The following is a 23,764-nucleotide window of genomic DNA, read 5'->3' on the forward strand; positions in this document are numbered from 1 at the left end:
TCATGGTTTGGCCGATTGCACGATTGTCGCTCATGCTGCCCGCCCTTAATATGTGAACAGAGGAGCCTGCTCGTCATTCACACCATCATTTGCTAAAGGGGGCCCAAAATCGTATGGCTGAGCTGACGGAAACATCTGCACGACAAACCGGAGTTACAGTCAATAAACCCGTCAAAAAAGGGTATTTGCGAAACATGAGGAAGCATTGGATGTTGTATGTCATGATCCTTCCCGGCATTTTGTTTTACATCATTTTTAAGTACATTCCACTGGGAGGCAGCGTAATCGCATTTCAGAACTTTCAAATTATGAAAGGAATCTGGAGCAGCCCATGGGTCGGCCTGGATAATTTCAAATTCATCTTTACGTATCAGGACTTCTACAATGTTCTTCGGAACACAGCTCTAATTGCCTTTTACAAACTGGTGGTCGGATTTCCTGCTCCGATCCTGCTTGCGCTGTTGTTCAACGAAGTACGAAAAATGCTCGCAAAACGCTTCTTGCAGAGTCTGTTCTATTTACCCCATTTCCTCTCTTGGGTTGTCGTGGGGGGCATTGTCTTTGAAGTGCTTGCCTCGGGTGGATTTGTTAACGCGGTCCGTGGATGGTTTGGCTTCGAACCCATTCTGTATATGCAGCAGGAACAGTACTTCCGTCCGATTGTTGTGCTATCATCCATTTGGAAGGAAGTTGGGTGGGGAACCATTATATATCTCGCAGCCATAAGCGGCGTAGACCCAACCCAATATGAAGCTGCCGTCATGGACGGAGCCAACAAGTGGAAACAAGCGATTTATATTACATTGCCCGCGTTGTTCCCGACGATCCTTATCCTGTTTCTGCTCAATATCGGGAACTTCCTGGAGCTCGGTTTTGATCAGGTATACAACCTGTTGACGCCGATGACCTATTCGGTAGGGGATATTATTGAAACTTATGTATACCGCTCAGGTGTTCTGCAAGGGCAGTATAGTGTCACCACGGCCATTGGGCTGTTCCAATCCGTCATCGGGTTTATCCTGCTCTGGGTCTTCAACCGATTGGCCAAAAAGACTGGGGAGGGGTTGTGGTGATGAAACAGACCTTTGGTGAAAAATGCTTTCAAGTCGCCAACTATGTTTTCCTGACAGCTGCGGCCTTAACCATGATTTTGCCATTGCTACATCTGCTCGCAGTATCCCTGAGTTCTCCGGTTGCCGCCGATTCCAAGGAAGTTTTCCTGTGGCCGGTCGGATTTACGATGGCTTCCTGGATGCATATTTTACAAAGCTCGGGCTTATGGCAATCGTTTGGTGTAACCGTATTCATTACGGTGGCTGGTACAGCGCTTAGTATGCTCTTTTCCGTGCTGACGGCTTTTCCGCTATCACGTAAAGAATTTCTGATCCGCAAACAGGTGATGCTGGGTATCGTAATCACCATGATTTTCAATGCTCCGATGATTCCGTTTTTCCTGACGGTAAGAGAGCTGGGCATGATGAATTCCATCTGGGCTCTGATTATTCCGGGCGTCATCGGCACATTCAACATGGTGATTCTACGCACGTTTTTCATGAATTTGCCGAAGGAACTGGATGACACCGCCCGGATCGATGGTTGTCATGATTTTCGAATCCTGTTCCAGATTTATTTGCCGCTATCCAAACCGGTTCTTGCTACTGTCAGTCTGTTCTATGCCGTAGGGTACTGGAACACCTTCCAACGCGCGGTACTCTTCGTTCGCGATCCTGATCTGTGGCCGCTTCAGATGAAGCTGCGTGCCTATTTGACCAGCCCGGAAGAACTGGCTCAGGTCAACATGTTTCTCGGCGATTATGACTTCAACACAACCACACTGAAAGCTGCGACAATTCTTTTTGCAAGCGTTCCCATTATTTTGGTGTATCCTTATTTACAGAAATATTTTGTGAAAGGTTCATTGCTTGGATCGTTGAAAGAATAAACCATGATCAGGGGGATGATTCCATGAGAAGACAACTGACCCAAAAGATTGTACCGATCGTACTCAGTATTGCCATGCTGGTCGCTGCCGGCTGCAGTTCAAATGCCAGCAATTCAGGGAGCGCTACCGGTGAGGGGGCTTCCGGTGTTCCTATCGTCAAAGTATTCAAAAGCCATATGGGGATCGGGAGTATGCCAGCCGCTGATGATCCGCACGTAAAATATGTCGCTGATAAAACGGGCGTCCAATATGAGCTGATAACGACACCTCCAGGCTCGGAACCATCGGAATACTTGAACCTGATGATCGCTTCGGATGAGCTGCCGGATATTTTACGGCCAATTGGAGGCGTAGAGCAAACGCTGATCCAGCAAGGTGGGGCACTTCCGCTGGATGAATTGCTGCCTGAGTATGCTCCGCATGTCTGGGAGAGTATTCCCCAGGAAGCCTGGGATATCGTTCGGTCAGCTTCTCCGGACGGTAAAATTTATTATGTACCCAAAGTATTTCTTGTCCCGGAGCGGGCACCTTTGATCCGGAAGGATTGGCTGGATAAGGTAGGCATGGAAATGCCAACAACCGTGGATGAATATGTGGAAGTGCTCAAAGCCTTCCGTGACAAGGATCCGAACGGCAATGGCAAAGCGGATGAGCTGCCGACAAGCGGAAGGGAGTTCGGAAGATGGATGGATCATCTGTTTGCCATGTACGGGGTAGCCATGTGGGAAGGGTATCCGGAATGGGATGAGTACGAAGGCAAGATCCAATATGCAGGGACCACGGACAATATGAGAGAGGCAATCAAGTTCATCCGTATGCTATATGTGGAAAAACTGCTGGACAATGAAACATTCCTGAACAAAGGAGAGGTGTGGCAAGCCAAAATTAACAATAACCTGGTGGGCAGCTGGTACCATTTGCCCGCGAATGTCCGTGATCGTTATAATGCCATGCTGACACAGGCTCCAGAAGCTTATATCGCGGCAATGCCACTGCCGAAGGCCGAAGGATTTGAAGCCTTTGTAACGCAGAAGAGCATGGGGGAACCGGAATGGATGATTCCAGCCGCCAAGCAGGATAATGCAGCTAATGCGCTGAAGCTGCTGGATTTCTTCTACAATCCCGAAAATGATGAGTTTGTCCGATTCGGTCTGGAAGGGGAGCAGCATGAAGTTCAGGATGGGCGCAAAGTTATTCTCCCGCCTGCCGACAATAAACCGCTTGCACTGGGCATGAAGAATTTGACCACTGCAGATGACATGAACAAGCGAATTGAAGAGACTTATCCGGAGGATCAGCAGCAGATGGTAAAAGACATGTTCGTAGTCAGCACAGCCGATGCCCGGCAAATTGCCGGCGATGGCCTCCCGGCTTCCGTGTATGAGGGTTTTCCTGATATCCAGTCACACAAACTCTTTCAGGAGGTACTGACCAAGATCGTCATCGGGGAGCTGCCGCTGGAGGCTTATGATGAATACGTGAAGAAATGGAATGCTTCCGGAGGCGAAGTAGTCACCCAGCGGGTGCAGGAATGGTATGAGAAGGTGAAAAAATGAAAAAAAGATACGCCATCTGTGGGGTAAGCGGCCGAGCATTGGGCCAGTTCGCCAAACCGATTCATGAGTTGTTTTCCCACAATTCGGAAGTCGTGGCACTGCTGGATACGGATCCTGCCCGTTTCGAGGCCTATCGTGCGCGCTTTCCGCATCACTCCGAAGTTGCTGTGTATGGAGCCGCTGATTTTACTGCCATGGTGGAGGAGACAAAGCCAGATTGTATTATTGTGGCTGGCAGGGATGATACCCATGTCCACTATATAACAGCGGCGCTCGAGCGTGATCTGGACGTGATTACTGAAAAACCGATGGCTACAACTGGGGCAGATGCCAGACGCATTCTGGATGCTGAAGCATTGAGTCAGGGGAGTGTAATCGTTACATTCAACTATCGATATATGCCAATTCACATGCGGATCAAGGAAATGATACAGGAAGGCAAAATTGGCCGTGTCACTTCAATTGATCTCAACTGGTATATCGATACCCATCACGGATCGAGTTACTTCAAACGCTGGAATCGCGAAAGGGCTTTCTCGGGTGGACTATCCGTTCATAAAAGCACCCACCATTTTGATTTGGTTCAGTGGTGGATTAACCAAAAGCCGGTGGAGGTCTTTGCCTATGGGGCGCTAAACTATTACGGTGCAGATGGCGAGTGGAACCCTGCGCGGGAAGATGGGCGACATTGTCGTACATGCAGCGTTTCGGAAGATTGTGCCTATTATTCTCGCTGGACACCGCGCAGCCGCCAGATCCGTGTTCCGGATGACCATCTGAATCTGCTTGGAGCGGACAACACGGATTTTCCATACACATCATATCGTCCGGATCAATGCATATTTGATTCCACCATTGGGATTGAAGATACGTATACGGCGACAGTGAGATATAGCGGCGGAGCACTTCTGAGTTATTCAGTCAATTTCTCGCTTCCTTATGAAGGTTATCGGTTGGCTGTTAATGGTACAAAAGGGAGACTGGAGACGCTCGAATACCATATGCCTGGCCGCACGCCTTTTCCGACTCCGGTCCAGACCATTGACTACTTCCCGCTGTTTGGATCCAAAGAGACCATTCATGTCGTACACCGGGAAGGCGGACATGGCGGAGGAGATCCCCTGCTGCTTGAGGACATTTTTCTCGGTGAAGATCACAGGCGTCCCTTCCGGATTTTGTCAGGTGCGGCAGATGGAGCATATTCCGTCGCTGCCGGAGAAGCAGTATGGCGTTCCGCCTCCGAGCACCGACCCATATCCATAGACGAGGTGCTTGGTGGTTGGGGAAATGCAGTGCCTATACAGAATGCTGGGGGGAAGTGAACATGGGGAATCATCGATATTACAATCCGAGCTGGGGACCATGATTATGCTGAATGGGCAGGCTGATCTTACAACTGCGGATAAATAAGAGATCGGGATACCATGAGAAGGCAAAATAGGCTGTAAGGCCGGGTCGTATTGATCGGGGTTGAACTGTATAATTGCGGTATATTGAACATAAGGTGGGAGATAACTGTGACCCTTTCCTTTTTGAAGTGGTTGAAATTCAATTTCACCAATACCCAGACCCGGCTGCTGCTAATTCTGACCATTGTAGTCTTCATGATTATTATTGCAGTAGGCATGACAACGTACTATTCTGCCAAATCGGTATTACAGCAGGAGCTTAGTGAACCACAGCACCAGATGCTGCGCATTAGCATGAATGACATTGATGAAGTCATTCGGGAAAGCGACCAGATTGCTGTAAAAATTGCGTTGAATAATAATGTATATCGATTTCTCACGAGTGAGCTTCAGGGATCATATCGCAACGTTACGGAATTGGTGCAGTTTCTTGAAACTTTAATTAGCAGCACGCCTTATATTAAGAGCGCTTACATTTATGATGTGGAACGGGAGAGCATGGTTGCTTTTCCTCAGGGATACAGTTCGAGTAAAAGCAATTTTCCCGATTCAGGCTGGGTGGGCGTGGCTGCTGAGTTAGATGACCGGCCGATGTTGGTGAAACAGCGGGAGATTGCAGCAGGTACTGGAAAGTCTGTCTCACAGATTACACTATATCGGAAGATTATGCTGGCTGGTCAGCTAAAAGGGATCATTGCCATCAATTTCAAAACGGATCAGATGTTTAAGCACATGCTTCTTTCTTCGATCTCTGATCTCGATAATCATCGCTTCATCTTGGATGCGGACAACAAACCTTTGTATGATCTCGGCAATTATCCAGTCGGAGAGGATGCAGTAGTGCAGGTTCTCACGCAGCTTGAAGGGGAAAAGCTAGGTGAGTTCAAGCACGAAGGCAAGCTGTTGCTGGCTTCGCAGACTATCTCACCATATACCGGATGGCGATACCTGTCGGTCATTTCCCAAGATAGTTTACTGGCCAATGCCCAAAAGATCCGGAACATCGTATTCATCGTATCTCTGCTCGCTCTTGCCGCAGGGGCAGCTGCAATTACATTTTACAACACAGCCGCCTTGAAACCAGTTAGACGAATGAGACAACTGCTTAGCGGCTATGACCGTGAGCAAATCAGTCCGGAGCTCATTGATCTCGAAAAAATAACGGGGCAGCTGCTTACAGATCATGCGCAGCAAGCAATAAATCTCAGACAGACTCTTCCGGAAGCCTCCTCCAAATTTCTGACCGACATCTATGCAGGAAATATGACTGGTTACCGGGAGATCGGTGAAAAGTGGAACCGATACTTCATGGATTGGAGCGATAGTCCACTCGCAGTAGCCATGCTGTCTATCGACGACTATCATTCATGGTGTGAACGATTTAAGAAGTCAGATCAGTCCCTATTGAAATTTGCGATTGCCAATATCATTGCTGAACTACTGTCCGGGGAATGGCGTGTCATTCCTGCAGATCTGGGCAGAGACCGATTGCTGGTGATGCTCCAACCGCTTGAATCTGACAGGGACTTGATAGCAGCCTCAGCCATTGGAGATGCACTGAGGATGATTCCGAGGCTGCTTAAGTTTCAGGTTTCAGCTGGTGTAAGCAAGTATCATGAAGGGGTTATGCGCCTTCAACAGGCAATGCACGAAGCGGACAGCGCTCTGGAATACAGATTGTACCGCGGGTATGAACAAGTGATTCAGTTTGAGGATGTCTCTGGCAATCCAGAGCCAGGAAAAGCTGCAGAAGAAAATGAACTCATGTCCACATTGACTGAAACGATTGAGGCCGGCAGTGCTGAAGAGGCTATAAAGATCATGGATAAAACATTCAGCCGGATGGAGGTAGAGCAGTGGCATCCTTCCTCGGCATTTGTCTTTCTGGAGTCTGTTGCCGAGACGCTGGAGCGCATTCGTTTGAAACGAGATGGCGAAGGATGCGGATTCAGAATCTCGGGCTTGCGAACGATGCATATGGAAGCTGCATGGACCGTGCTGCAGCAGGAGGTAGGGGCATTGGCGGCCTGGTATGACAGCATGCAGCTCAGCAAGGATTTTATCGCTTGCCAACAGATGATTGCTTTTATGAAAGAGCACCTAGAAGACCCTGTAAGCATTCAGGATATTGCCGAGCATGCGGGCATTGGCTCCAGCTTGGCGAGTCAGCTGTTCAAGCAGGAGATGAACGATACGATTCATGGATATTTTACAAAACTGCGAATGGAGCGGGCTTGTGAGCTCCTGCTGGATACCGACTACAGAATATCCGAAATCGCTTCGATGGTGGGCTACCAGCACGAGAACAGTTTTATTCGCGTATATCGCAAAACCAAGGATATCACCCCGGGGAAATACAGGGAAATGATGCGGAGTCGCAGGGACTCCTTGCTGGAATCCTAGTTTTTTCAAATGAAGTATTGAAGACACAAGGAGGCAAAGTTTATACATGGACCGTAAATCGATCGTCACCAGAAATCATCCGGTTTTGACACGGCTTGAACCCAAGTCACCTTTGTCTGTTGGTAACGGAGAATTTGCGTTCAGCGCTGATTTCACGGGCCTGCAGACCTTTCCGGAGGCATACGAAATACCGCTTGGTACTCAGTCCAATTGGGGTTGGCATTATACAGGAGGCCATCAGGTCTTCGGAGATCAGGACATCGTCTATCAATCTTTTGAAACGTATGGTCGTAAGGTGCAGTATCCCATGAAGCCGGAAAACAGAGAAGAGGCTTATCACTGGCTGCGGCAGAATCCGCATCGTCTTCAACTTGGCCGACTATCGTTTCGATTCCTGAAGGAAAACGGACAGGAAGAAGAAGCGGCCAATGTGATTCCGGTACGCCAGGAGTTGAATCTCTGGACAGGTTCACTGCACAGTGAGTTCACCGTGGATGGCGTTAATGTTCAGGTGCAGACTGTCTGTGATCCGGAGAAGGATGGTATAGGCATTCGTGTGCATTCAGAGCTAATCCGCAAGGGGCGTCTCCAATTGTTCCTTGTTTTCCCATGTCCGGATATGACACATCGGAGCTGGTCCAAATCTGTATTTCCCGATTGGGAGCAGGAGAACAGACACCATACCCAGCTAATGACGGCCGATTCGAGTTCGGCTTCATTGAAACGCACAATGGATGAGGATGGATATGCCGTAAAGTGGATCTGGGACGCAGGAAGACTGGAACAAACCGGAGTCCATGAGTTTACGCTGCTTCCGGGAGCCTTAGAAAATGCCGACAGCTGGTCCTGCAGTGTTGCTTTTTCTGCCTCGGATCCAGTACCTCAACCAGCGAATGCTGTATTCCATGCAAGCTCGGCCCACTGGGAGAGGTTCTGGAACAGTGGAGCTGCAATGGACTTATCCGGCAGTAAAGATCCCCGTGCGGCCGAGCTGGAACGCCGAATCGTATTGTCGCAGTTTCTGTGCGCCGTGCACAGTGGCGGCACGATGCCGCCTCAGGAAACGGGCTACATGTACAACAGCTGGTTCGGTAAAATGCACCTGGAAATGCACTGGTGGCATGCGGCGCATTTTCCGCTGTGGGGGCGTACCAATCTGCTTCGTCGCAGTATGGATTGGTATCTTACCATTTTGCCTGAGGCGCGTGAGCTGGCTCGCTCTCAGGGGTATGATGGGGCGCGCTGGCCCAAAATGGTCGGTTATAACGGACAACAGACGCCATCACCCGTTGCACCGGGATTGATCTGGCAGCAGCCTCATCCTATGGCACTCGCCGAGATGTGTTATCTCGCCCAGCCTGAGCGGTCTGTGCTGGAACAATATAAGGAGATTGTTTTTGAAGCCGCTGATTTTATGGTGTCTTTTGCCCATTGGGATGGAGAAAGAGAGGCATATGTTTTAGGTCCACCGCTGATCCCTGCACAAGAGAATCATGCCATGAACGAAAGCCTGAATCCGCCTTATGAGCTTGAATACTGGAAGTTCGGATTGGAAATTGCGACACTCTGGGCAGAGCGGCTGGAGCAGCCGGCGAATCCAGACTGGACAAAGGTAGCGGCGCATATGGCGAGTCCCAAACATGAAGGTGGGGTCTATCTCGCGCACGAGAATTGCCCTGACACATATACGGACAAAAACCATGATCATCCCTCGATGCTCGGTGCGCTAGGGCTGCTACCGGGTACGCTGATTGACAAAGACATCATGAAAAATACATTGCTTAAAGTAAAAGAATGCTGGGATTGGGAGTCCGCATGGGGGTGGGATTTTCCCATGTGCGCGATGACAGCGGCCAGACTCGGGGAGCCTGGGCTGGCAGTAGATTTTCTGCTGATGGATGCGACCAAAAACACGTATTTGCCCAATGGACACAACTATCAGAGACCCGGTTTATGGGCATATTTGCCGGGGAATGGCGGACTGTTAACTGCTGTTGCCATGATGGCTGCGGGCTGGAGCCGCGCGGACAGCGGGAACAATCCGGGTTTCCCGCAAGACGGCAGCTGGTCAGTCCAATGGGAAGGGCTCAATCCTCTTATCTGAGTAGAAGCCGTATAAATAGCACTTTCAGAATGTTGTAGGTGCATGATTAATGACCAGGGAGGGATTACGATGGCCGAAACGTTAACAAAGGTTGCTGCACACGATCGCAGGATGTCTGTCAAAATCGCAGATACGCTGGTCTCTGAATGTCAGAATGGCAATCATCCGAAGATGGCAGGGAAATGGGGTTATGTTGCCGGCATGACACTCTTGGCTTTGGAGCGAGCGGCAGTATGGAACAACGAGCCCCGATATAGTGAACTTGTTCATCACCATATGGACGGTCTAATCGATAAGGATGGCACGATCAGGAACTACCGACTTGAGGATTACAATCTGGACATGATCAACGAAGGCAAAAATCTCTTTAGAGAGTGGAGGCGAACGGGCGAAGACAAATACCAGCAAGCGATACTGCGGCTGGTTACCCAACTGAAAGGACAGCCGCGTACCAGTGAGGGCGGATACTGGCACAAAAAGATATATCCGTTCCAGATGTGGTTGGATGGGATCTATATGTCCTCTCCGTTCTTGGCCGAATATGGAAGTACCTTCAATCACTCCGAGAGCTTCGATGAGGTAGCCCGTCAGATTCTGCTAATTGAGCGAAGAACCCGCAATCCTCGGACCGGCCTTCTGCATCATGCATGGGATGAGAGCAGGGAGCAGCGATGGTGCGACAAAAACACGGGTCAATCATTTCATGTTTGGGGCAGGGCGATGGGTTGGTATGCGATGGCTGTTGTGGATGCGCTGGAGCATTTTCCAATCGATCATCCGCAGCGCGGCCAGATCATGGGTATATTCGAGAGGATGGCCTACGCGATTGCACACGCCCAGGATCAGGAGAGCGGACTGTGGTATCAGGTAATGGACCAGAATGGCAGGGAAGGCAACTATCTGGAGGCGTCGGCTTCCTGTATGCTGACCTATGCTCTTGCGAAAGGCCAGCGGCTGCATTATCTAGCAGAGCTGGATCGTAAAGTTGTTGACCGCGCGTATGAAGGCATTCTAAAACACTTTGTTACCGAAGATGAACAGGGAGTGCACCTGCACCGTATTTGTCATGGGGCCGGGCTCGGAGGGAAGAAATATCGTGACGGTTCATACAGCTATTATATCAGCGAACAGATTGTCAGCGACGTGCAAATGGGGGTAGCTCCATTCCTGCTGGCCAGTATTGAAATGGAGATGCGGGGAGCAAGGCAAGCGTGAAGGAACATAGCGGATCACAACGCAGCAGGCCGGAGAAAAACAAATTGCTACTCAAGTACCCCGCTTCTTGGTGGAAGGGGATGTGGCGTGAGGCGCTTCCTACCGGCAACGGCAAGCTGGGTGCCTCTGTACAAGGCGGCATACAGGAGGAAATGATCCTGCTTCAGCACAGTGACCTGTGGCGTTGGGGTCAGAAGGATGAGCTGCCTGATGTCCGCCATACTCTGGCAGAGACCCGGAGGCTGATGGATGAGGAACAATATCCGGAGGCGAGCTGGCATCTGACTCGTGCGCTGCAAACCAAAGGATATGCCTCCAAGCTACCTTCCCGTTTTCCTCTGACCGCATTGACGCTAACCATGACCTGTGACGATGCTTTTCGTGAATATCGCAGAGAACTGAATATGGAAACGGGTGAAATCAATGTTCGGTGGAAGGAAGCAAAACGGAGTTTTTCGAGAAGCATTTTTGTATCCCGTGCGGATGATTGTGTTGTCTATAGAATAGCGGGCGATGAATTGGAAGAATCAGATCCAGGGAGAAATTGGAGTGCAGTGGGCAAGCCCATGTTATCCGGAAATGTTGGTCTTCAGTTTCCACCGGGTGACCGCGAGCGGGAGGACGAGGAGTTCATGAAACTGAAAATGTCCGTAACCGTAGGGACAGATGAAGATGAGAATTATCTGTTCTATGGCGGTCAAAATGATGACGGACAGGATTTTGGAGCAGTACTCCGTCTAATCCATGTGGGAGATGTACCTGAGAAGAATCCGGTAACTGGGACGTTAAATTTCCCCGGAAATATCCATATCATTTCAAGTGAAAATCAGCCGAATAAACGTGGTGAAGAAGCAATAAATGCAAGACTTTCTTTTGAAACTTCAGGTAATCTGCTCATTCTTATTAAATGGTTTGCCACAGGTAAAAGGGAAGAGGAATGGAATCGGTTAAAGCAGGAACTGGCTGTGTTTGACTCCGATTATGATGCATTGCTATCCAGGCATAAGGCACTTCATCAGCCGTTGTTCCACTCGGCAAAACTCGATCTGGATGATGCCGATGATGACGGGCGTTGTAATGAAGAACTGCTTCTTGATGCGTATGAAGGTGAGGCACCCACGGGGTTACTTCGAAAGATGTGGGCGTATGGCCGATATTTGTTCATTAGTGGAATCTCGGAAGGTGGCAATACGCCTTTTGGGCTTTATGGACTATGGGGCGGGGATTACCGACTCATGTGGGGTCATAACATGGCCAATGAAAACGTGCAGATGATGTATTGGCATTCCAATGTCGGAGGTTTATCCCGCCTGAACCGGTCTTTGTTTCGCTATTACAATGGTATGATGGAAACGTTCAGAGATAATGCTCGCAAGCTCTACGGCTGCCGAGGAATCTATATCCCTGCTGGAACCGCACCGGGCATGGGTGTCCCAAATCAGATTGTTCCGGTGATTATGAACTGGACAGGAGCAGCCGGCTGGCTTGCCAGACATTATTATGAATATTACCAGTACACAGGCGATAGGCAGTTTCTGCGTGAAGAGGCTCTGCCTTTTATGAGAGAGGCGCTGCTATTCTACGAAGACTTTCTGGTTTTGAACGCAGATGGTCAATACAAGATGTACCCATCCGTTTCTCCAGAGAACACACCAGAGAATTTCATGCCAAAGGACGGGAGACAGCTGGCACATCCCATGCCAACCGCCATTAATGCTGCAATGGACATCGCCATCATTAAGGAACTTCTGCAGCATACCATTGAAGCAAGTCGGATTGTCAGTACACATGCCTGTCAAATTCCGGAATGGGAAGCCATGCTGGAACGGCTACCTGCTTACATGCTGAATGAGGAGGGGGCAGTGAAGGAGTGGCTGCATCCGGCGTTTGAGGATCGGCAAAATCATCGTCATCTATCCCATCTGTATCCTGTTTTTCCGGGACAGGAAGTCAGCCGGGAAGAGGACCCGGCGCTATTCGGGGCATTTGAGACAGCAGTACATCAGCGCAAACTTGGAGCTCAGAGCGGCTGGTCTCTGGCGCATATGTCGTCCATATACGCCAGACTCGGTGATGGAGAACGCGCACTGGAAAGTCTGAATGTTCTTGCGCGTTCTTGCTGCTTCCTAATGGATTCACGCTGCATAATGACTGGCGCAATATGGGGATATGCTTGCCTCTGCCTGCTGCTCCTGTACAGCTTGACGCCAATTTGGGTTGGGTTAACGCAATTCAGGAGATGCTGCTCTATGTATCATCACAATTGATCAAGATACTTCCGGCACTTCCTGCACGCTGGACTCGGGGTGAGGTGCAGAATTGGTGTATCCAGGGAGGAACTCTGTCGTTCGCATGGAATCGCAAAACAGGATCGTTTCAAGCGGAGTTAACCGCCAGACACCGAATTGCCACCAAGCTTCAGCTCCCCGGTTGGATCTGTAAGCTAAATATCAGTAAGGAATTCAATACGAAATCCATAGAGAACGGAACGTTCCAGCTTCATCTCGAAGCGGGAGAAAAGTGGTCTGTGGACATGCGCAGCGTATAGTATGAAATGCTTTAAGGAGTCGCCAAATGGCGGCTTTTTTTCTTTTATCTACGGTTCCGAGAATGATGAAAGAAGTGAGAAATTTAATATTATTAATGAATTTCGAATCGATATATTAAAAATTAAATGAAAATGCGATAAAAACTTTATATTGTTAACTTTAATGTTGTTTGTTATACTTTGATTCATAACAAGTTAGATAACTTCACACAACTATTTGATAGGAGGGGTTTTAAAATGAAAATCCAACTGAAATGGAATGCTGTTGTCGCTTTTTCCATTGCTGCTCTGATGATTTCTAATTCTCATGTAGCTAATGCTAACATCATTGAGGGGTCTGGCGAGCCAAGGACACATATTCTAAAGGCGAATTCAGAAAATATCCGGTGGGGAAACATCGGTAAGGGTGATGCTGTATTAACAGTTAACTCGGGTGATATCGTTACAGTGGAAGCGATTACTCATCATTCCGGTGACGACTATGAACGAATGATCCAAGGTGACGCAGGAGTCGAAGATATTTTTCATTGGAACGAATCGGAGAAGACAGAAGCTGATCGTGGACCGGGGGTACATATCATGACAGGCCCCATTGCGGTGGAGGGAGCGGAGCCTGGAGATGTTCTGGAAGTTAAAATTTTGGATATGAGACTCCGTTCTAATGGTAATGGGGAATATGCGGGAAAAACATACGGCTCCAACGTGGCAGCAAACTGGGGTTACTTATATGGGGAGATGGAAGAGGAACCGGTGACGCGTGAGGTTGTGACGATTTACGAGATGGATTCAGATGGCGGAACGGATTATGCAAAGGCATTATATAGTTACAGGTGGACTCCCCAAACCGATCCTGATGGCAATGTGCATCCTACAGTAGATTATCCCGGTGTTATCGTTGATCATACGACGGTGAAGGAAAATCACAATGTACTGAAAGACGTGCGAGTGCCTGTCCGGCTCCATTTCGGAACGATGAGCGTAGCGCCGAAGGAAGCGGACATCGTCGATTCTGTTCCTCCATCATATTATGGCGGCAACATCGATGATTGGCGCGTTACTGAAGGGGCGACCATGTACTATCCGGTTTCCGTACCGGGGGCGCTGCTGTCTATCGGCGATCCACACGCAGGGCAGGGAGACTCTGAATTGAACGGAACAGCAATTGAAACCTCTGTAACCGGAGATGTGCAGGTTATTCTTCATAAAAAGGATAATCTGAATAATAAATTGAAGGGATTGAACTTCCCACTGCTGGAAAACGAGAACGAGTGGGTAGTCCACGGTTTCAGCTACGCGAACTATTTAGCTGAACTGGGTGAGAATGCCCAGAAGGAAATTTTCAATCAATCTTCGCTCGACAAGGCCATGAAAGATGCAGCTCACAAAACAAAGGCTTTTCTCATGAGAGGCATGCAATTAACCGAAGACGAGGCCTACTCTTTAATGTCGGTAACCACTGACTTTGGAGTCACGCAGGTGGTCGATGGAAACTGGGGGGGTCATGCAGTTATTAATAAGAAGTTGTTTGGAGACGCGGAACGGGAAATGACACCGTTACGCAGTACGTTTGAACAGTTTGGTGCCCAGATCAAGTGGGAGCCGGCAACAAAAATGGTTTCGATCCTGTACAACGACAATATACTGTCGGCCACAATTGGAGAAACGACGGCAACATTCAATGGAGAAACTATTAAACTGATTGCTCCTATCCGATTGAATGCTCAGAAGTCTGCAGAGGTTAGCGAGTACTTCGCTGATTTCTATCAAGCCAAGCTGTCCAAAACGAAATAACAGAAGTTAAAGTGCAATAATAACTTTACTATATTAACAAGAACCGTTGGTCTTCATGCCTGACGGTTCTTGTTTGTTAAATATTCAAGCCATCCTGGTTTTTATGCCGTTTCAAGAGAATCTGCGTTTCAGCACGAACAATACCGTCCAGCGAATAGATCGATTCATTCATAAATTGCTCCATCTCTGTAATACTCTCAACGAGTATATGAATATGGAGAATGCAGGGCCCGGTCATTTCGTACAATACAGCGACTTGATCGTTTTTTTTCAACACGTCTACGATATGATTCAAGTGGAGAGGCTCCACTTCAAGCTCCAAGTATGCAGATATTTTCTTACCAAGCTTTTCGGCACTAATCACAATGGAGAATTGTTCAATGATTCCTTGATTGACAAGTCGGTCAATTCGCTCTTTGACGGCAACCCCAGATAATCCAACCTCTTTGGCCAAATCGGTATATGAAATCCGGCTGTTTTGTGTCAGTCTGCGTAAAATATGACTATCAATTGAATCCAGCATGTGTCTCACTCCCTTTTCGTTTAATATTGTAACAGAAAAAAAGACTCTCCGTCCTAAAGACGTACATAATCCCTGTTTTTTTGGAACACAATAACAACTATACGAGATCATTGTAACAGAGTGGATTTTAGGATTTCTGCTAAATATTACTTGTCGTGTAAACTGATAAATATATAGTTGCTTGACAATACTCATTAACAGGAGTACGATTAATTGTGTCAAATAAATGACAAAACGTACGTCATTGCGTATGTAAATATGAATTTGGTTACATATGATTACGTTTGTTTTGTCTAAAATACATCAATTACTGGAGGAATCACCATGACTAATCTTAAAGACAAAGTAGCAATTATCACAGGCGGAGCTTCCGGAATTGGTTTGGCCACAGTAAAAGCCTTTTTGGATAAAGGGTCCAAAGTTGTCATTGCTGATTATAATGAAGAGCACGGCAAAGCTGCCGAGCAAGAATTAAAACAAACATATAATGAAGATGTACTGTTCATCAAAGTCAATGTTGCTGATGAGAAACAAGTTGAAAACCTGGTAGCCGAAACGGTGAAGCAATTTGGCAAACTGGATGTCATCTTTAATAATGCAGGTATTGGAGTTCAAAAGCCATCGCACGAACTGACGGACGAGGAATATAAACGCGTCATTGCAATCAACCAGGACGGTGTATTCTACGGTGCAAAATATGCGATCCGCGAAATGCTGAAAACCGGTGGAGGGTCTGTAATCAGCACTTCTTCAATCCTGGGTTCAGTTGGTGAACCAACATCCATGCCTTATGCGGCTAGTAAAGGTGCAGTCAATCAGATTACGAAATCCCTTGCTCTGGAGTATGCTGATCGTAACATTCGTGTCAACGCAGTTGCACCCGGATTTGTGGAAAGTGGTATGGTTAACAAAGAAGCACTGGGTGAATTCTATGATGGCCTGGTTGCTAAACACCCTATCGGAAGACTGGGCAAACCGGAAGAAATTGCTCACGCTGTCGTATTTCTGGCTGAAAATGACTTCGTTACGGGTACAACTATCCTTGTGGATGGTGGATACCTTGCCCAATAAATGTTGACCAAATGATAAGAGGCTCCCCTTGTGGGGCCTTTTTTTATTCCTGATTTCTTGTCATTTTATATAGTTGCTTACATTATTCCTGAATTCCCTGGGTGTAATTCCATAAATGGCTTGGAAAACACGATTAAATGTACGCTGGCTTTCAAAGCCTGCGCTGCTGCTAATGGTGGTTAAGGAGGCATCTGTTGTACGGATTAATTTGGATGCGTATTCGACTCGTAACATGGAGAGGTAGTTTCGAAAATTCATCTGAATCCGTTTGGAGAAAATATGCGAAATATAATACTTGCTCACATTGAACTCGGCAGCAAGGGAATCCAGTGAAAGGGGCTCCGTAAAATGGTTAGCCAGATACTCTATAATTTTATGTGACATATCCGTTACCGGAAGCCTTTGCCGCTGCTCCAGATTGATCTGACGCATCAGATGCGTCATGATGATATGTGCCCAACCAAGCTTGATGGCATAGTCATCTTCTTTTCTAATTTTCTTTAATGCATATACCGCGTCCTTGTGTACATATTTCTTAGGAATCACTGGATTTGCAGGCTGAAGATGAATGAAATCGGGGAATATTCCATCAAATACTTTTGGATTTATGATGAGCAGAGTGGCACTTGCATTTTCTTGACCACTTTTGTAATAACGATGAACCATATCCGGGAATATGACGGCTGCCTCACCTTGCTTAATTTCGTAAGAAACATCGTTAATCTCGATGCACTGAGTGCCTGAAAAGATATATAAAATCTCAACTGCACCGTGCATATGAGCAGGAAAAGCAATTGGCTTGGCGTTACGGAAAATCGTAAAATCATCTTTTCGAATCTCGTAAAACGGCAGCATAATTCATTCACTCCTGTGCAATATTTGGCTAATTTCAAATATGTTATGTCTAAACACATATCACGTGCTGTGTTAAAATTCAAGAGAATATTACCAAATGGAGGGATTATCAAGTGCTATATCCCAATTTGTTGTAATCGCTTACAATAAAAGAAGCTTTATATGCTGAGTATTTCATGATGCTAATCTTTAACCATTCTGATCACGTGAATTTGCGAAAGGAGAGGACTGTGCTTTGAGAAAAAGTAAAACCTTTTACAATATTTTTATTCCGGTTCTGCTCCTGAGTGTAGGAATTGTTATCGGCTTTGGTAGCTACATATACATCTCGACCACGAATTCCGTGGTTGACCGGGTTGGAGACGGCAAACAGAGCCTTATTACACAGATCCGGAATACGCTGGAGCAGAAAATCCAAACCATTGAATATGCTTTTGCCACTTATAGTACGACCCCATCATTCCGATCGGTCATCAACAGTCCTCTGACTGAGCAGGAATTCGAAGCATATCAAGAATTGAAATCCCAGCTGGGCTATATCGCCACCATGGGCCTTGAAGGGGTGCAGTATACGTTAGTCAGCCTGAAACAGAAGTGGAGTTTGTCCAATGGCTCCGTGTCCCGGCTGACTTCCGAGGAGACAGATGCGTTTCAAGATCAGTTTGCGGGGCAGGAAGGTAACGGATTATATTGGACAAAAACGACTGATGGTATCCGGCTAATGCAAGGACTTCCCGTGTACTCCAACAAGAAACAAGCTGTCGCCGTGTCGGATCTTTCACTTCATACACTAAATCAATCGCTGCAATCCAAACCGAATACATCCATATATATCTTAAACAAACAAGGAGAACCGTTGTACACAACTCAGACAGATCAAGAGCGATTATCGAACCAGCAAATGAAACTCATCAGTGAGCGTACCGTCAATCAAGCACAGACTGGGAAATTGGAAATTCCAGGTGCATCGGGAGATAAAATCATCGCCCTATATGCCCGGTCGGATTACAACAGTTGGACTTATGTCACGCTGCTTGATCAAAAAGAAGTCAGTGGAGCCTTAACGACAATTCGAATAGGTCTCATTGTGATGGGAATCGTGATTATGGCGCTCATGGTTATCTTGGCCTACATTATCTCCATCTATCTCACCAAACCATTCCGCAAGATTCAGAACAGTCTAACGAACATATCCAAGCCGATGATCAAGGATGAAGTAGATTGGATCATTCAATCCATTGATTCGATTGTATCCGAGAAGAAAGATCTGGAGCAGCTCATTCAGCTCGAAAAGCCTAAACTCGAAGCTCAATTTGTACTTAACCTGCTGCAAAACCGATTAACAAGAGACGAAGTGGAGAAGAACTTAGAGCGTTTTGGGTATAACGTTGACAGCAGCACGGTTTTTATCACGATGCTCATTCAGGTTGATCGCTGCGGAGAAGGAGCTTTATCGGATAAAGATGTTCTTTTACTTACCGTTAACCAGTTGGTGCAGGAAATTATTCCGGTATCGGAGCGAATGATTCCTGTTGTACTAAATGAACGTACACAAGCGACTCTGTTGTTTTGCAGCTCGGATAAGGCAGCAGAGATACGAAACTCGATCATGAAATATGCCAAGAATATTATCCTTTCGTCCAGGGATTATTGGCAAGCTTCAGTGAGTGCAGGCGTGAGTGCACCTTATGAGGATCTGATGAACAGCAGAGAAGCATGCGCCATGAGTCTCGAGGCATTATATCAGCGCCTGAAGCTGGGCAAGGAATCCGTCATTTTTTATGAAGATATCTCTCAAGGAAGTACTGGACCAACGTTGCTGCATTATCCTACCGAGCTGGAATCACAGCTGTTTGATGCGATCAGGCTGGGAGACAAGGATGAAGCATCCCGTGCTCTGTACCCGCTCCTTGCTGACATGATGAAGCATAGTCAGAATCCGATGAACCTGGAGATCACACTGATTCGTTTCGTGAACAATCTGATCCAACTGGAGCAGCTGATCGGAGCAGAAGTGCTGCTGACACAAAGCAATGCAACGCTATATCAAAGGCTGCTGAATACACTTAACCCGGAAGAGATTGAGCACATTCTTGTTCACGATGTAATCTATCCCATGGTCGTCAGTATGCAAGAGAAGGCAAATCACCAATTCCGTTCGGTCGCAGATCGAATCGCAGCCATTGTGCGCACGGAGTATGATCAGGAACTGTCGCTTGAATCCATCAGTGAACGTTTGCATTACACACCCAATTATCTAAGCAGCATTTTCCGCAAAGAATATGGAATGACTTTCAGTGATTATCTGATGGGATTCCGGCTTGAAGTTGCAAGGAAATGGCTGGTTGATACTGATATGCCGATTAAGGATATCGCTGAACGTCTCGGTTATCAGAATTCGCAGAACTTTATTCGTTCGTTTCGTAAAAAAGAGCATGTCACTCCAGGAGCATATCGAAAGATGAAGCTCGAACTGTGAAGGCAAATGTACTATCCTAAATGTATTAACCTAACTGGTGTCATTAGTGATTAAGTCAGATGGAATACTTCTACCACAAATCCCCTCAGGTCCGTAACCTGAGGGGATTGTTTTGCATAAACAGCATCCTGCCATTCAACCTTTTACTGAACCCAGCAGAGCACCTTTCGTGAAGTGTTTCTGTACAAAAGGGTATGCAATGAGCATGGGTACAGTAGCTACAACGATTACACTCATCTTAATCGTCTGAGAAGGGGGAACGATATCAACAGCCGAGCTATTCCCTTCCATTCCGCTCGATACAATGACGATCTGACGAAGAAGTACCTGAAGCGGCCACATCTTGGATTCGTTGAGATATAGAATTGCATTCATATAGGTGTTCCAGTAAGATACGCCGTAAAAAAGAGACAGCGTGGCAATCGATGGCAAAGCCAGTGGAAGCATGATCTGCCACAATATTCTGAAATCATTGGCACCATCGATCTTGGCCGATTCCTCCAAACTGTCCGGAAGGGCCTGGAAGAAATTTCGCATGATGATCAGGTTAAATGCGTTAATGGCTGTGGGTATAATCATGGACCAATAGGAATCAATCAGCCCTACTGCTTTGACAATCAAAAATGTCGGGATCATGCCTCCACTGAACAGCATGGAAAATACGATGATAAAATTAATGACGTTTCTGCCCAGCAGATAACGTCTGGATAATCCGTACGCCATTAGTGCAGTAAGTGTCATACTGACCGCGGTACCGACAAGGGTGATGAAGATGGAAACACCGAGCCCTTTGAAGATGGTCGGAGTGGACAAGATATAACGATAGGCATCGAGTGAAAACGATGTTGGAAACAAAATGAATTTCTTCTGCACGATTTCTTGTGTTGAGGCAAATGAACTGGCAACCACATTGATGAAAGGTAAAAGGCAGGCAAGGGCAAAGAGGAGCAGCAGTGTATAGTTCATTACGTTAAATACGACGCTTCCGATCGTTTCCTTCTTGAGTGCGGCTTTGGACATGATGATGGGTTCCTCCTTAATAATTGGTCTCATCCCACCATAACAAGCGTTCAAGATAACGTATATAATCATATCCTAAGACCTTACGGCAGGCATTCAAATGGGGGAATACGCGAGCAAAAAACAGGATAATCATCAACGGGGTTAATAATCATCAACTACAATCACTAGAACGAAAAGCCTTACCAGAGGCCAGTTCCAAAGGATTATCTGGAGTATGATAGCTAATGATTATATACGGAATGGGACTCAGGGGATATGCTTGACTTCGAACACATGTTAACCGATCAAGGAGGTCAGAGAGCAGTGAAGGATTCCAATTCCTCAGTTGTTTCGTTACAGGGCAAACTGCATCGAAAGACGGGAATCGGTCATCAATTGAGAAGTGTAGCCGCAAATAAACTTCTATACCTGATGATTCTTCCGGGGTTTGTCTATTTTGTCATCTTCAAGTATTTTCCGATGGGTGGATTGATTATTTCATTCCAGGATTATCAGCCGTATCTCGGCATTAAAGATAGTCCATGGGTCGGTTTCAAGCATTTTATTCGTCTGTTTACCGAACCGACCTTCGCCATGCTGCTGAGCAACACACTCATATTGTTTGCACTTGAATTGATTATTTTCTTTCCCATCCCCATCATTCTTGCGCTCATGCTGAATGAAGTCAGGCACAAGATGTTCAAAAATTCAATTCAAACCATTGTGTACATTCCGCATTTCATGTCATGGGTCATCATCGTTTCCATCACCTATGTGTTTTTAAGCGTGGATGGCGGGGTGGTAAACGAGATGATTGCTGCGTTTGGCGGAAACAAAATTAGCTTCCTCACCTCACCGGAATGGCTTCGTCCCATGTATATCCTGCAGATTATCTGGAAAGAAGCCGGATGGTCGACCATCATCTATCTTGCTGCCATTACGGTGGTTGATACGCAGCTCTATGAAGCTGCAGATATGGACGGCGCAAGCCGATTACGCAAAATGTGGCATGTTACACTGCCAGCTATTCGCCCTGTCATTATTACGTTGTTAATCCTGAAAATCGGAAATACACTTGAGCTTGGTTTTGAGCATATGTATCTGCTGCTCAACTCGCTTAACCGTGAGGTGGGAGAGATTTTTGATACGTATATCTTCACTGTCGGATTGAAAAATGGACAATTGAGCTTCAGCACGACCGTCGGACTGTTCAAGGGCTTGGTTGGTCTCATTCTGGTAATCATAGCCAACAAGCTTGCCAAAAAGTTTGGTGAAGATGGGGTCTATTAACCACCATAAAACTGCTGAATTAGAAACAACAAACTTAAAATAGAAAAGGGGAAGTGCACATGAAATTCCGTTATGCAAAGTTGATAGCGCTTACGATTTGTGGCAGCTTGCTGCTCAGCGCCTGTGGAGGAGAGAACGCAGAGCCACAAACCAATGCTGATGGAAAGCCCATCATTAGCTGGTTAAACATTCTGCATTCGGCTTCGCCGCCAACGGATACGGTGCTGAGCAAAATTGAGGAAATAACCAATACGGATATTCAGTTTTCCTGGATTCCGGATGCTTCCAAAGAGGAACGCTTGAATACCTCCTTAGCCTCCGGCTCCCTGGCTGACATTGTTTCAATAACGATCATGGAGAATTCATCGGTTCGAAATGCACTGAAAGCCGGCGTCTTCTGGGAAGTGGGACCGTATCTGGACGAATTTCCGAATCTGAAAGAAATCTCGGCAGACATGAGAAACTCGGCATCCATCGATGGCAAGTTGTACGGGATTCCGATGCAGAAACAGGTAGCCCGAAACGGCGTCATTATTCGGAAAGACTGGCTTGATAAACTGGGGTTGCCTGTACCAAAAACCACCGCTGAGCTGATGGAAGCAGCCAAAGCATTTACCGAGCAGGATCCGGATGGGAATGGCAGCAAAGATACGACCGGTTTCATTGACCGGAGCGATCTGGTTTTCGGTGCTTTCAAGACGCTGGGTTCATACTTTGGCACGCCGAGCGGTTGGGCAGTCAGCGAGGATGGCAAGGTAACTCCCGAGTTTGAATCCGAAGGTTACGTTAAGGCAATGGATTATATGAAGGAGCTGTACAACAACGGGTATATCAATCAGGATTTCGCAGTAACGGCAAAAAAAGATCAGCAGGAGGGCTTTGCACAGGGAAAAGCAGGAATCTATGTTGGTGCACTGTTTGATAGCAAAAACCTGCTCAATTTGGCCAAAGGCGTGCAGGATGACATGGATTTGATCATGGTGAACGACATCACTTCAACAGGTAACGAAAGTGACCGGGCGATCTGGTCCACATCCAATGGCGTAGGCGGGCTGCTGGCATTCCCCAAATCGGAAGTGAAGGACGAGGCTGAGTTAAAACAGGTCTTGAAATTTATGGACGATCTGATGAGTGAAGAAGTATACACGTTGATGACGTATGGTATCGAGGGTGTACATTACAGCCTAGAGGGCAATGCGGCAACGATCACCGACACCAAGCTCTGGGAGCAGGAAGTGCAGCCCTTCTCTTCCTCACGTCCGAATGAGAATGGATACGATATTCATGATTCGGACCCATTGCGAGTGGAATCCGATCGTTTAATTCAGGAAAATACGAAATACGCAGTCCTCAATCCGATGTATTCCCTGGAGTCCGCGACGTTCTCGGAGCAAGGATCGGAACTGCAAAAAATCATCACGGATGCCACGTATAAATACATTCTCGGCAAGCTGGATCTGCAAGGATTCCAGGATGCAGTTCAGACGTGGAGAAAGTCCGGCGGCGACAAAATGATTACGGAATACGAGGCAGCTTACCAAGCCGTGCAGAACAAATAAAATCATACGCATCGAAG

Annotated in this window: 17 protein-coding genes; 14 read left to right on the top strand and 3 right to left on the bottom strand. The window is 47.0% G+C overall.

Annotation, left to right across the window (positions count from 1 at the left end; all coding sequences use genetic code 11):
- The first annotated feature begins 113 nt into the window (after positions 1-113).
- From HP552_RS16825 to HP552_RS16865, 10 genes are all read left to right on the top strand, one after another.
- Positions 114-1,073: an ABC transporter permease gene (locus tag HP552_RS16825; RefSeq protein WP_175396576.1), complete on the top strand. Its 960-nt coding sequence runs from the start codon at positions 114-116 to the stop codon at positions 1,071-1,073.
- Complete coding sequence (locus HP552_RS16830) at positions 1,073-1,942, top strand: carbohydrate ABC transporter permease (protein WP_175396606.1); 870 nt, start codon at positions 1,073-1,075, stop codon at positions 1,940-1,942. Before HP552_RS16825 ends, HP552_RS16830 begins: the two co-directional genes overlap by 1 nt.
- A 23-nt stretch (positions 1,943-1,965) precedes the next feature.
- Complete coding sequence (locus HP552_RS16835) at positions 1,966-3,498, top strand: extracellular solute-binding protein (protein ID WP_175396577.1); 1,533 nt, start codon at positions 1,966-1,968, stop codon at positions 3,496-3,498.
- Complete coding sequence (locus tag HP552_RS16840; RefSeq protein ID WP_175396578.1) at positions 3,495-4,820, top strand: Gfo/Idh/MocA family protein; 1,326 nt, start codon at positions 3,495-3,497, stop codon at positions 4,818-4,820. Before HP552_RS16835 ends, HP552_RS16840 begins: the two co-directional genes overlap by 4 nt.
- Before the next feature lie 195 nt (positions 4,821-5,015).
- Positions 5,016-7,310: a helix-turn-helix domain-containing protein gene (locus HP552_RS16845; protein ID WP_175396579.1), complete on the top strand. Its 2,295-nt coding sequence runs from the start codon at positions 5,016-5,018 to the stop codon at positions 7,308-7,310.
- Positions 7,311-7,356: 46 nt separating this feature from the next.
- Positions 7,357-9,414 (top strand): glycoside hydrolase family 65, encoded by a 2,058-nt coding sequence (locus tag HP552_RS16850; RefSeq protein WP_175396580.1) that lies wholly within the window; start codon positions 7,357-7,359, stop codon positions 9,412-9,414.
- Positions 9,415-9,483: 69 nt separating this feature from the next.
- Positions 9,484-10,629 (top strand): glycoside hydrolase family 88/105 protein, encoded by a 1,146-nt coding sequence (locus HP552_RS16855; RefSeq protein ID WP_175396581.1) that lies wholly within the window; start codon positions 9,484-9,486, stop codon positions 10,627-10,629.
- The gene (locus HP552_RS16860; RefSeq protein ID WP_312884304.1) at positions 10,626-12,896 is read left to right on the top strand and encodes a glycosyl hydrolase family 95 catalytic domain-containing protein; all 2,271 of its coding nucleotides are present in this window, start codon (positions 10,626-10,628) and stop codon (positions 12,894-12,896) included. The genes HP552_RS16855 and HP552_RS16860 overlap by 4 nt, the downstream gene beginning before the upstream one ends.
- Positions 12,893-13,177, top strand: a complete 285-nt coding sequence (locus HP552_RS35030) for a glycoside hydrolase family 95-like protein (protein ID WP_246310927.1) — start codon at positions 12,893-12,895, stop codon at positions 13,175-13,177. Before HP552_RS16860 ends, HP552_RS35030 begins: the two co-directional genes overlap by 4 nt.
- A 237-nt stretch (positions 13,178-13,414) precedes the next feature.
- Positions 13,415-14,968 carry an acetamidase/formamidase family protein gene (locus tag HP552_RS16865; RefSeq protein WP_246310928.1) on the top strand — a complete coding sequence of 518 codons (1,554 nt, stop codon included), beginning with the start codon at positions 13,415-13,417 and terminating at the stop codon, positions 14,966-14,968.
- A gap of 76 nt (positions 14,969-15,044) precedes the next feature.
- Here HP552_RS16865 and HP552_RS16870 read toward each other — a convergent pair whose 3' ends face one another.
- Positions 15,045-15,491, bottom strand: a complete 447-nt coding sequence (locus tag HP552_RS16870; RefSeq protein ID WP_175396582.1) for an Lrp/AsnC family transcriptional regulator — start codon at positions 15,489-15,491, stop codon at positions 15,045-15,047.
- 324 nt (positions 15,492-15,815) lie between these two features.
- Here HP552_RS16870 and HP552_RS16875 point away from each other — a divergent pair, with 324 nt between their 5' ends.
- Positions 15,816-16,562, top strand: coding sequence for an SDR family NAD(P)-dependent oxidoreductase (locus tag HP552_RS16875; RefSeq protein ID WP_175396583.1), 747 nt, complete (start codon positions 15,816-15,818; stop codon positions 16,560-16,562).
- 60 nt (positions 16,563-16,622) lie between these two features.
- Here the strand turns inward: HP552_RS16875 and HP552_RS16880 are convergent, their stop codons facing one another.
- Positions 16,623-17,417, bottom strand: coding sequence for an AraC family transcriptional regulator (locus tag HP552_RS16880; RefSeq protein ID WP_175396584.1), 795 nt, complete (start codon positions 17,415-17,417; stop codon positions 16,623-16,625).
- A gap of 235 nt (positions 17,418-17,652) precedes the next feature.
- Here HP552_RS16880 and HP552_RS16885 point away from each other — a divergent pair, with 235 nt between their 5' ends.
- Positions 17,653-19,896: an AraC family transcriptional regulator gene (locus HP552_RS16885; protein ID WP_175396585.1), complete on the top strand. Its 2,244-nt coding sequence runs from the start codon at positions 17,653-17,655 to the stop codon at positions 19,894-19,896.
- A 135-nt stretch (positions 19,897-20,031) separates the two neighbouring features.
- Here HP552_RS16885 and HP552_RS16890 read toward each other — a convergent pair whose 3' ends face one another.
- Complete coding sequence (locus tag HP552_RS16890) at positions 20,032-20,916, bottom strand: carbohydrate ABC transporter permease (protein ID WP_175396586.1); 885 nt, start codon at positions 20,914-20,916, stop codon at positions 20,032-20,034.
- A gap of 414 nt (positions 20,917-21,330) precedes the next feature.
- On the opposite strand from HP552_RS16890, the gene HP552_RS16895 reads away from it, so the two are divergent.
- A complete protein-coding gene (locus HP552_RS16895; RefSeq protein ID WP_246310938.1) occupies positions 21,331-22,188 on the top strand; it encodes an ABC transporter permease in 858 nt (285 codons plus the stop codon).
- Positions 22,189-22,247: 59 nt separating this feature from the next.
- Positions 22,248-23,747, top strand: a complete 1,500-nt coding sequence (locus tag HP552_RS16900) for an extracellular solute-binding protein (protein ID WP_175396587.1) — start codon at positions 22,248-22,250, stop codon at positions 23,745-23,747.
- Positions 23,748-23,764 lie beyond the last annotated feature (17 nt).

It is taken from the genome of Paenibacillus xylanilyticus (genome assembly GCF_013359935.1).
Lineage (GTDB): Bacteria > Bacillota > Bacilli > Paenibacillales > Paenibacillaceae > Paenibacillus > Paenibacillus xylanilyticus.

Bases quoted from the DNA above. Each gene is read 5' to 3' on its own strand.
- HP552_RS16880 (WP_175396584.1), bottom strand. From the start codon at position 17,417: ATGCTGCCGTTTTACGAGATTCGAAAAGATGATTTTACGATTTTCCGT.
- HP552_RS16840 (WP_175396578.1), top strand. From the start codon at position 3,495: ATGAAAAAAAGATACGCCATCTGTGGGGTAAGCGGCCGAGCATTGGGC.
- HP552_RS16890 (WP_175396586.1), bottom strand. From the start codon at position 20,916: ATGTCCAAAGCCGCACTCAAGAAGGAAACGATCGGAAGCGTCGTATTT.
- HP552_RS16830 (WP_175396606.1), top strand. From the start codon at position 1,073: ATGAAACAGACCTTTGGTGAAAAATGCTTTCAAGTCGCCAACTATGTT.
- HP552_RS16870 (WP_175396582.1), bottom strand. From the start codon at position 15,491: ATGCTGGATTCAATTGATAGTCATATTTTACGCAGACTGACACAAAAC.
- HP552_RS16835 (WP_175396577.1), top strand. From the start codon at position 1,966: ATGAGAAGACAACTGACCCAAAAGATTGTACCGATCGTACTCAGTATT.
- HP552_RS16855 (WP_175396581.1), top strand. From the start codon at position 9,484: ATGGCCGAAACGTTAACAAAGGTTGCTGCACACGATCGCAGGATGTCT.
- HP552_RS16900 (WP_175396587.1), top strand. From the start codon at position 22,248: ATGAAATTCCGTTATGCAAAGTTGATAGCGCTTACGATTTGTGGCAGC.
- HP552_RS16850 (WP_175396580.1), top strand. From the start codon at position 7,357: ATGGACCGTAAATCGATCGTCACCAGAAATCATCCGGTTTTGACACGG.
- HP552_RS16875 (WP_175396583.1), top strand. From the start codon at position 15,816: ATGACTAATCTTAAAGACAAAGTAGCAATTATCACAGGCGGAGCTTCC.
- HP552_RS16895 (WP_246310938.1), top strand. From the start codon at position 21,331: ATGATTCTTCCGGGGTTTGTCTATTTTGTCATCTTCAAGTATTTTCCG.
- HP552_RS16865 (WP_246310928.1), top strand. From the start codon at position 13,415: ATGAAAATCCAACTGAAATGGAATGCTGTTGTCGCTTTTTCCATTGCT.
- HP552_RS16825 (WP_175396576.1), top strand. From the start codon at position 114: ATGGCTGAGCTGACGGAAACATCTGCACGACAAACCGGAGTTACAGTC.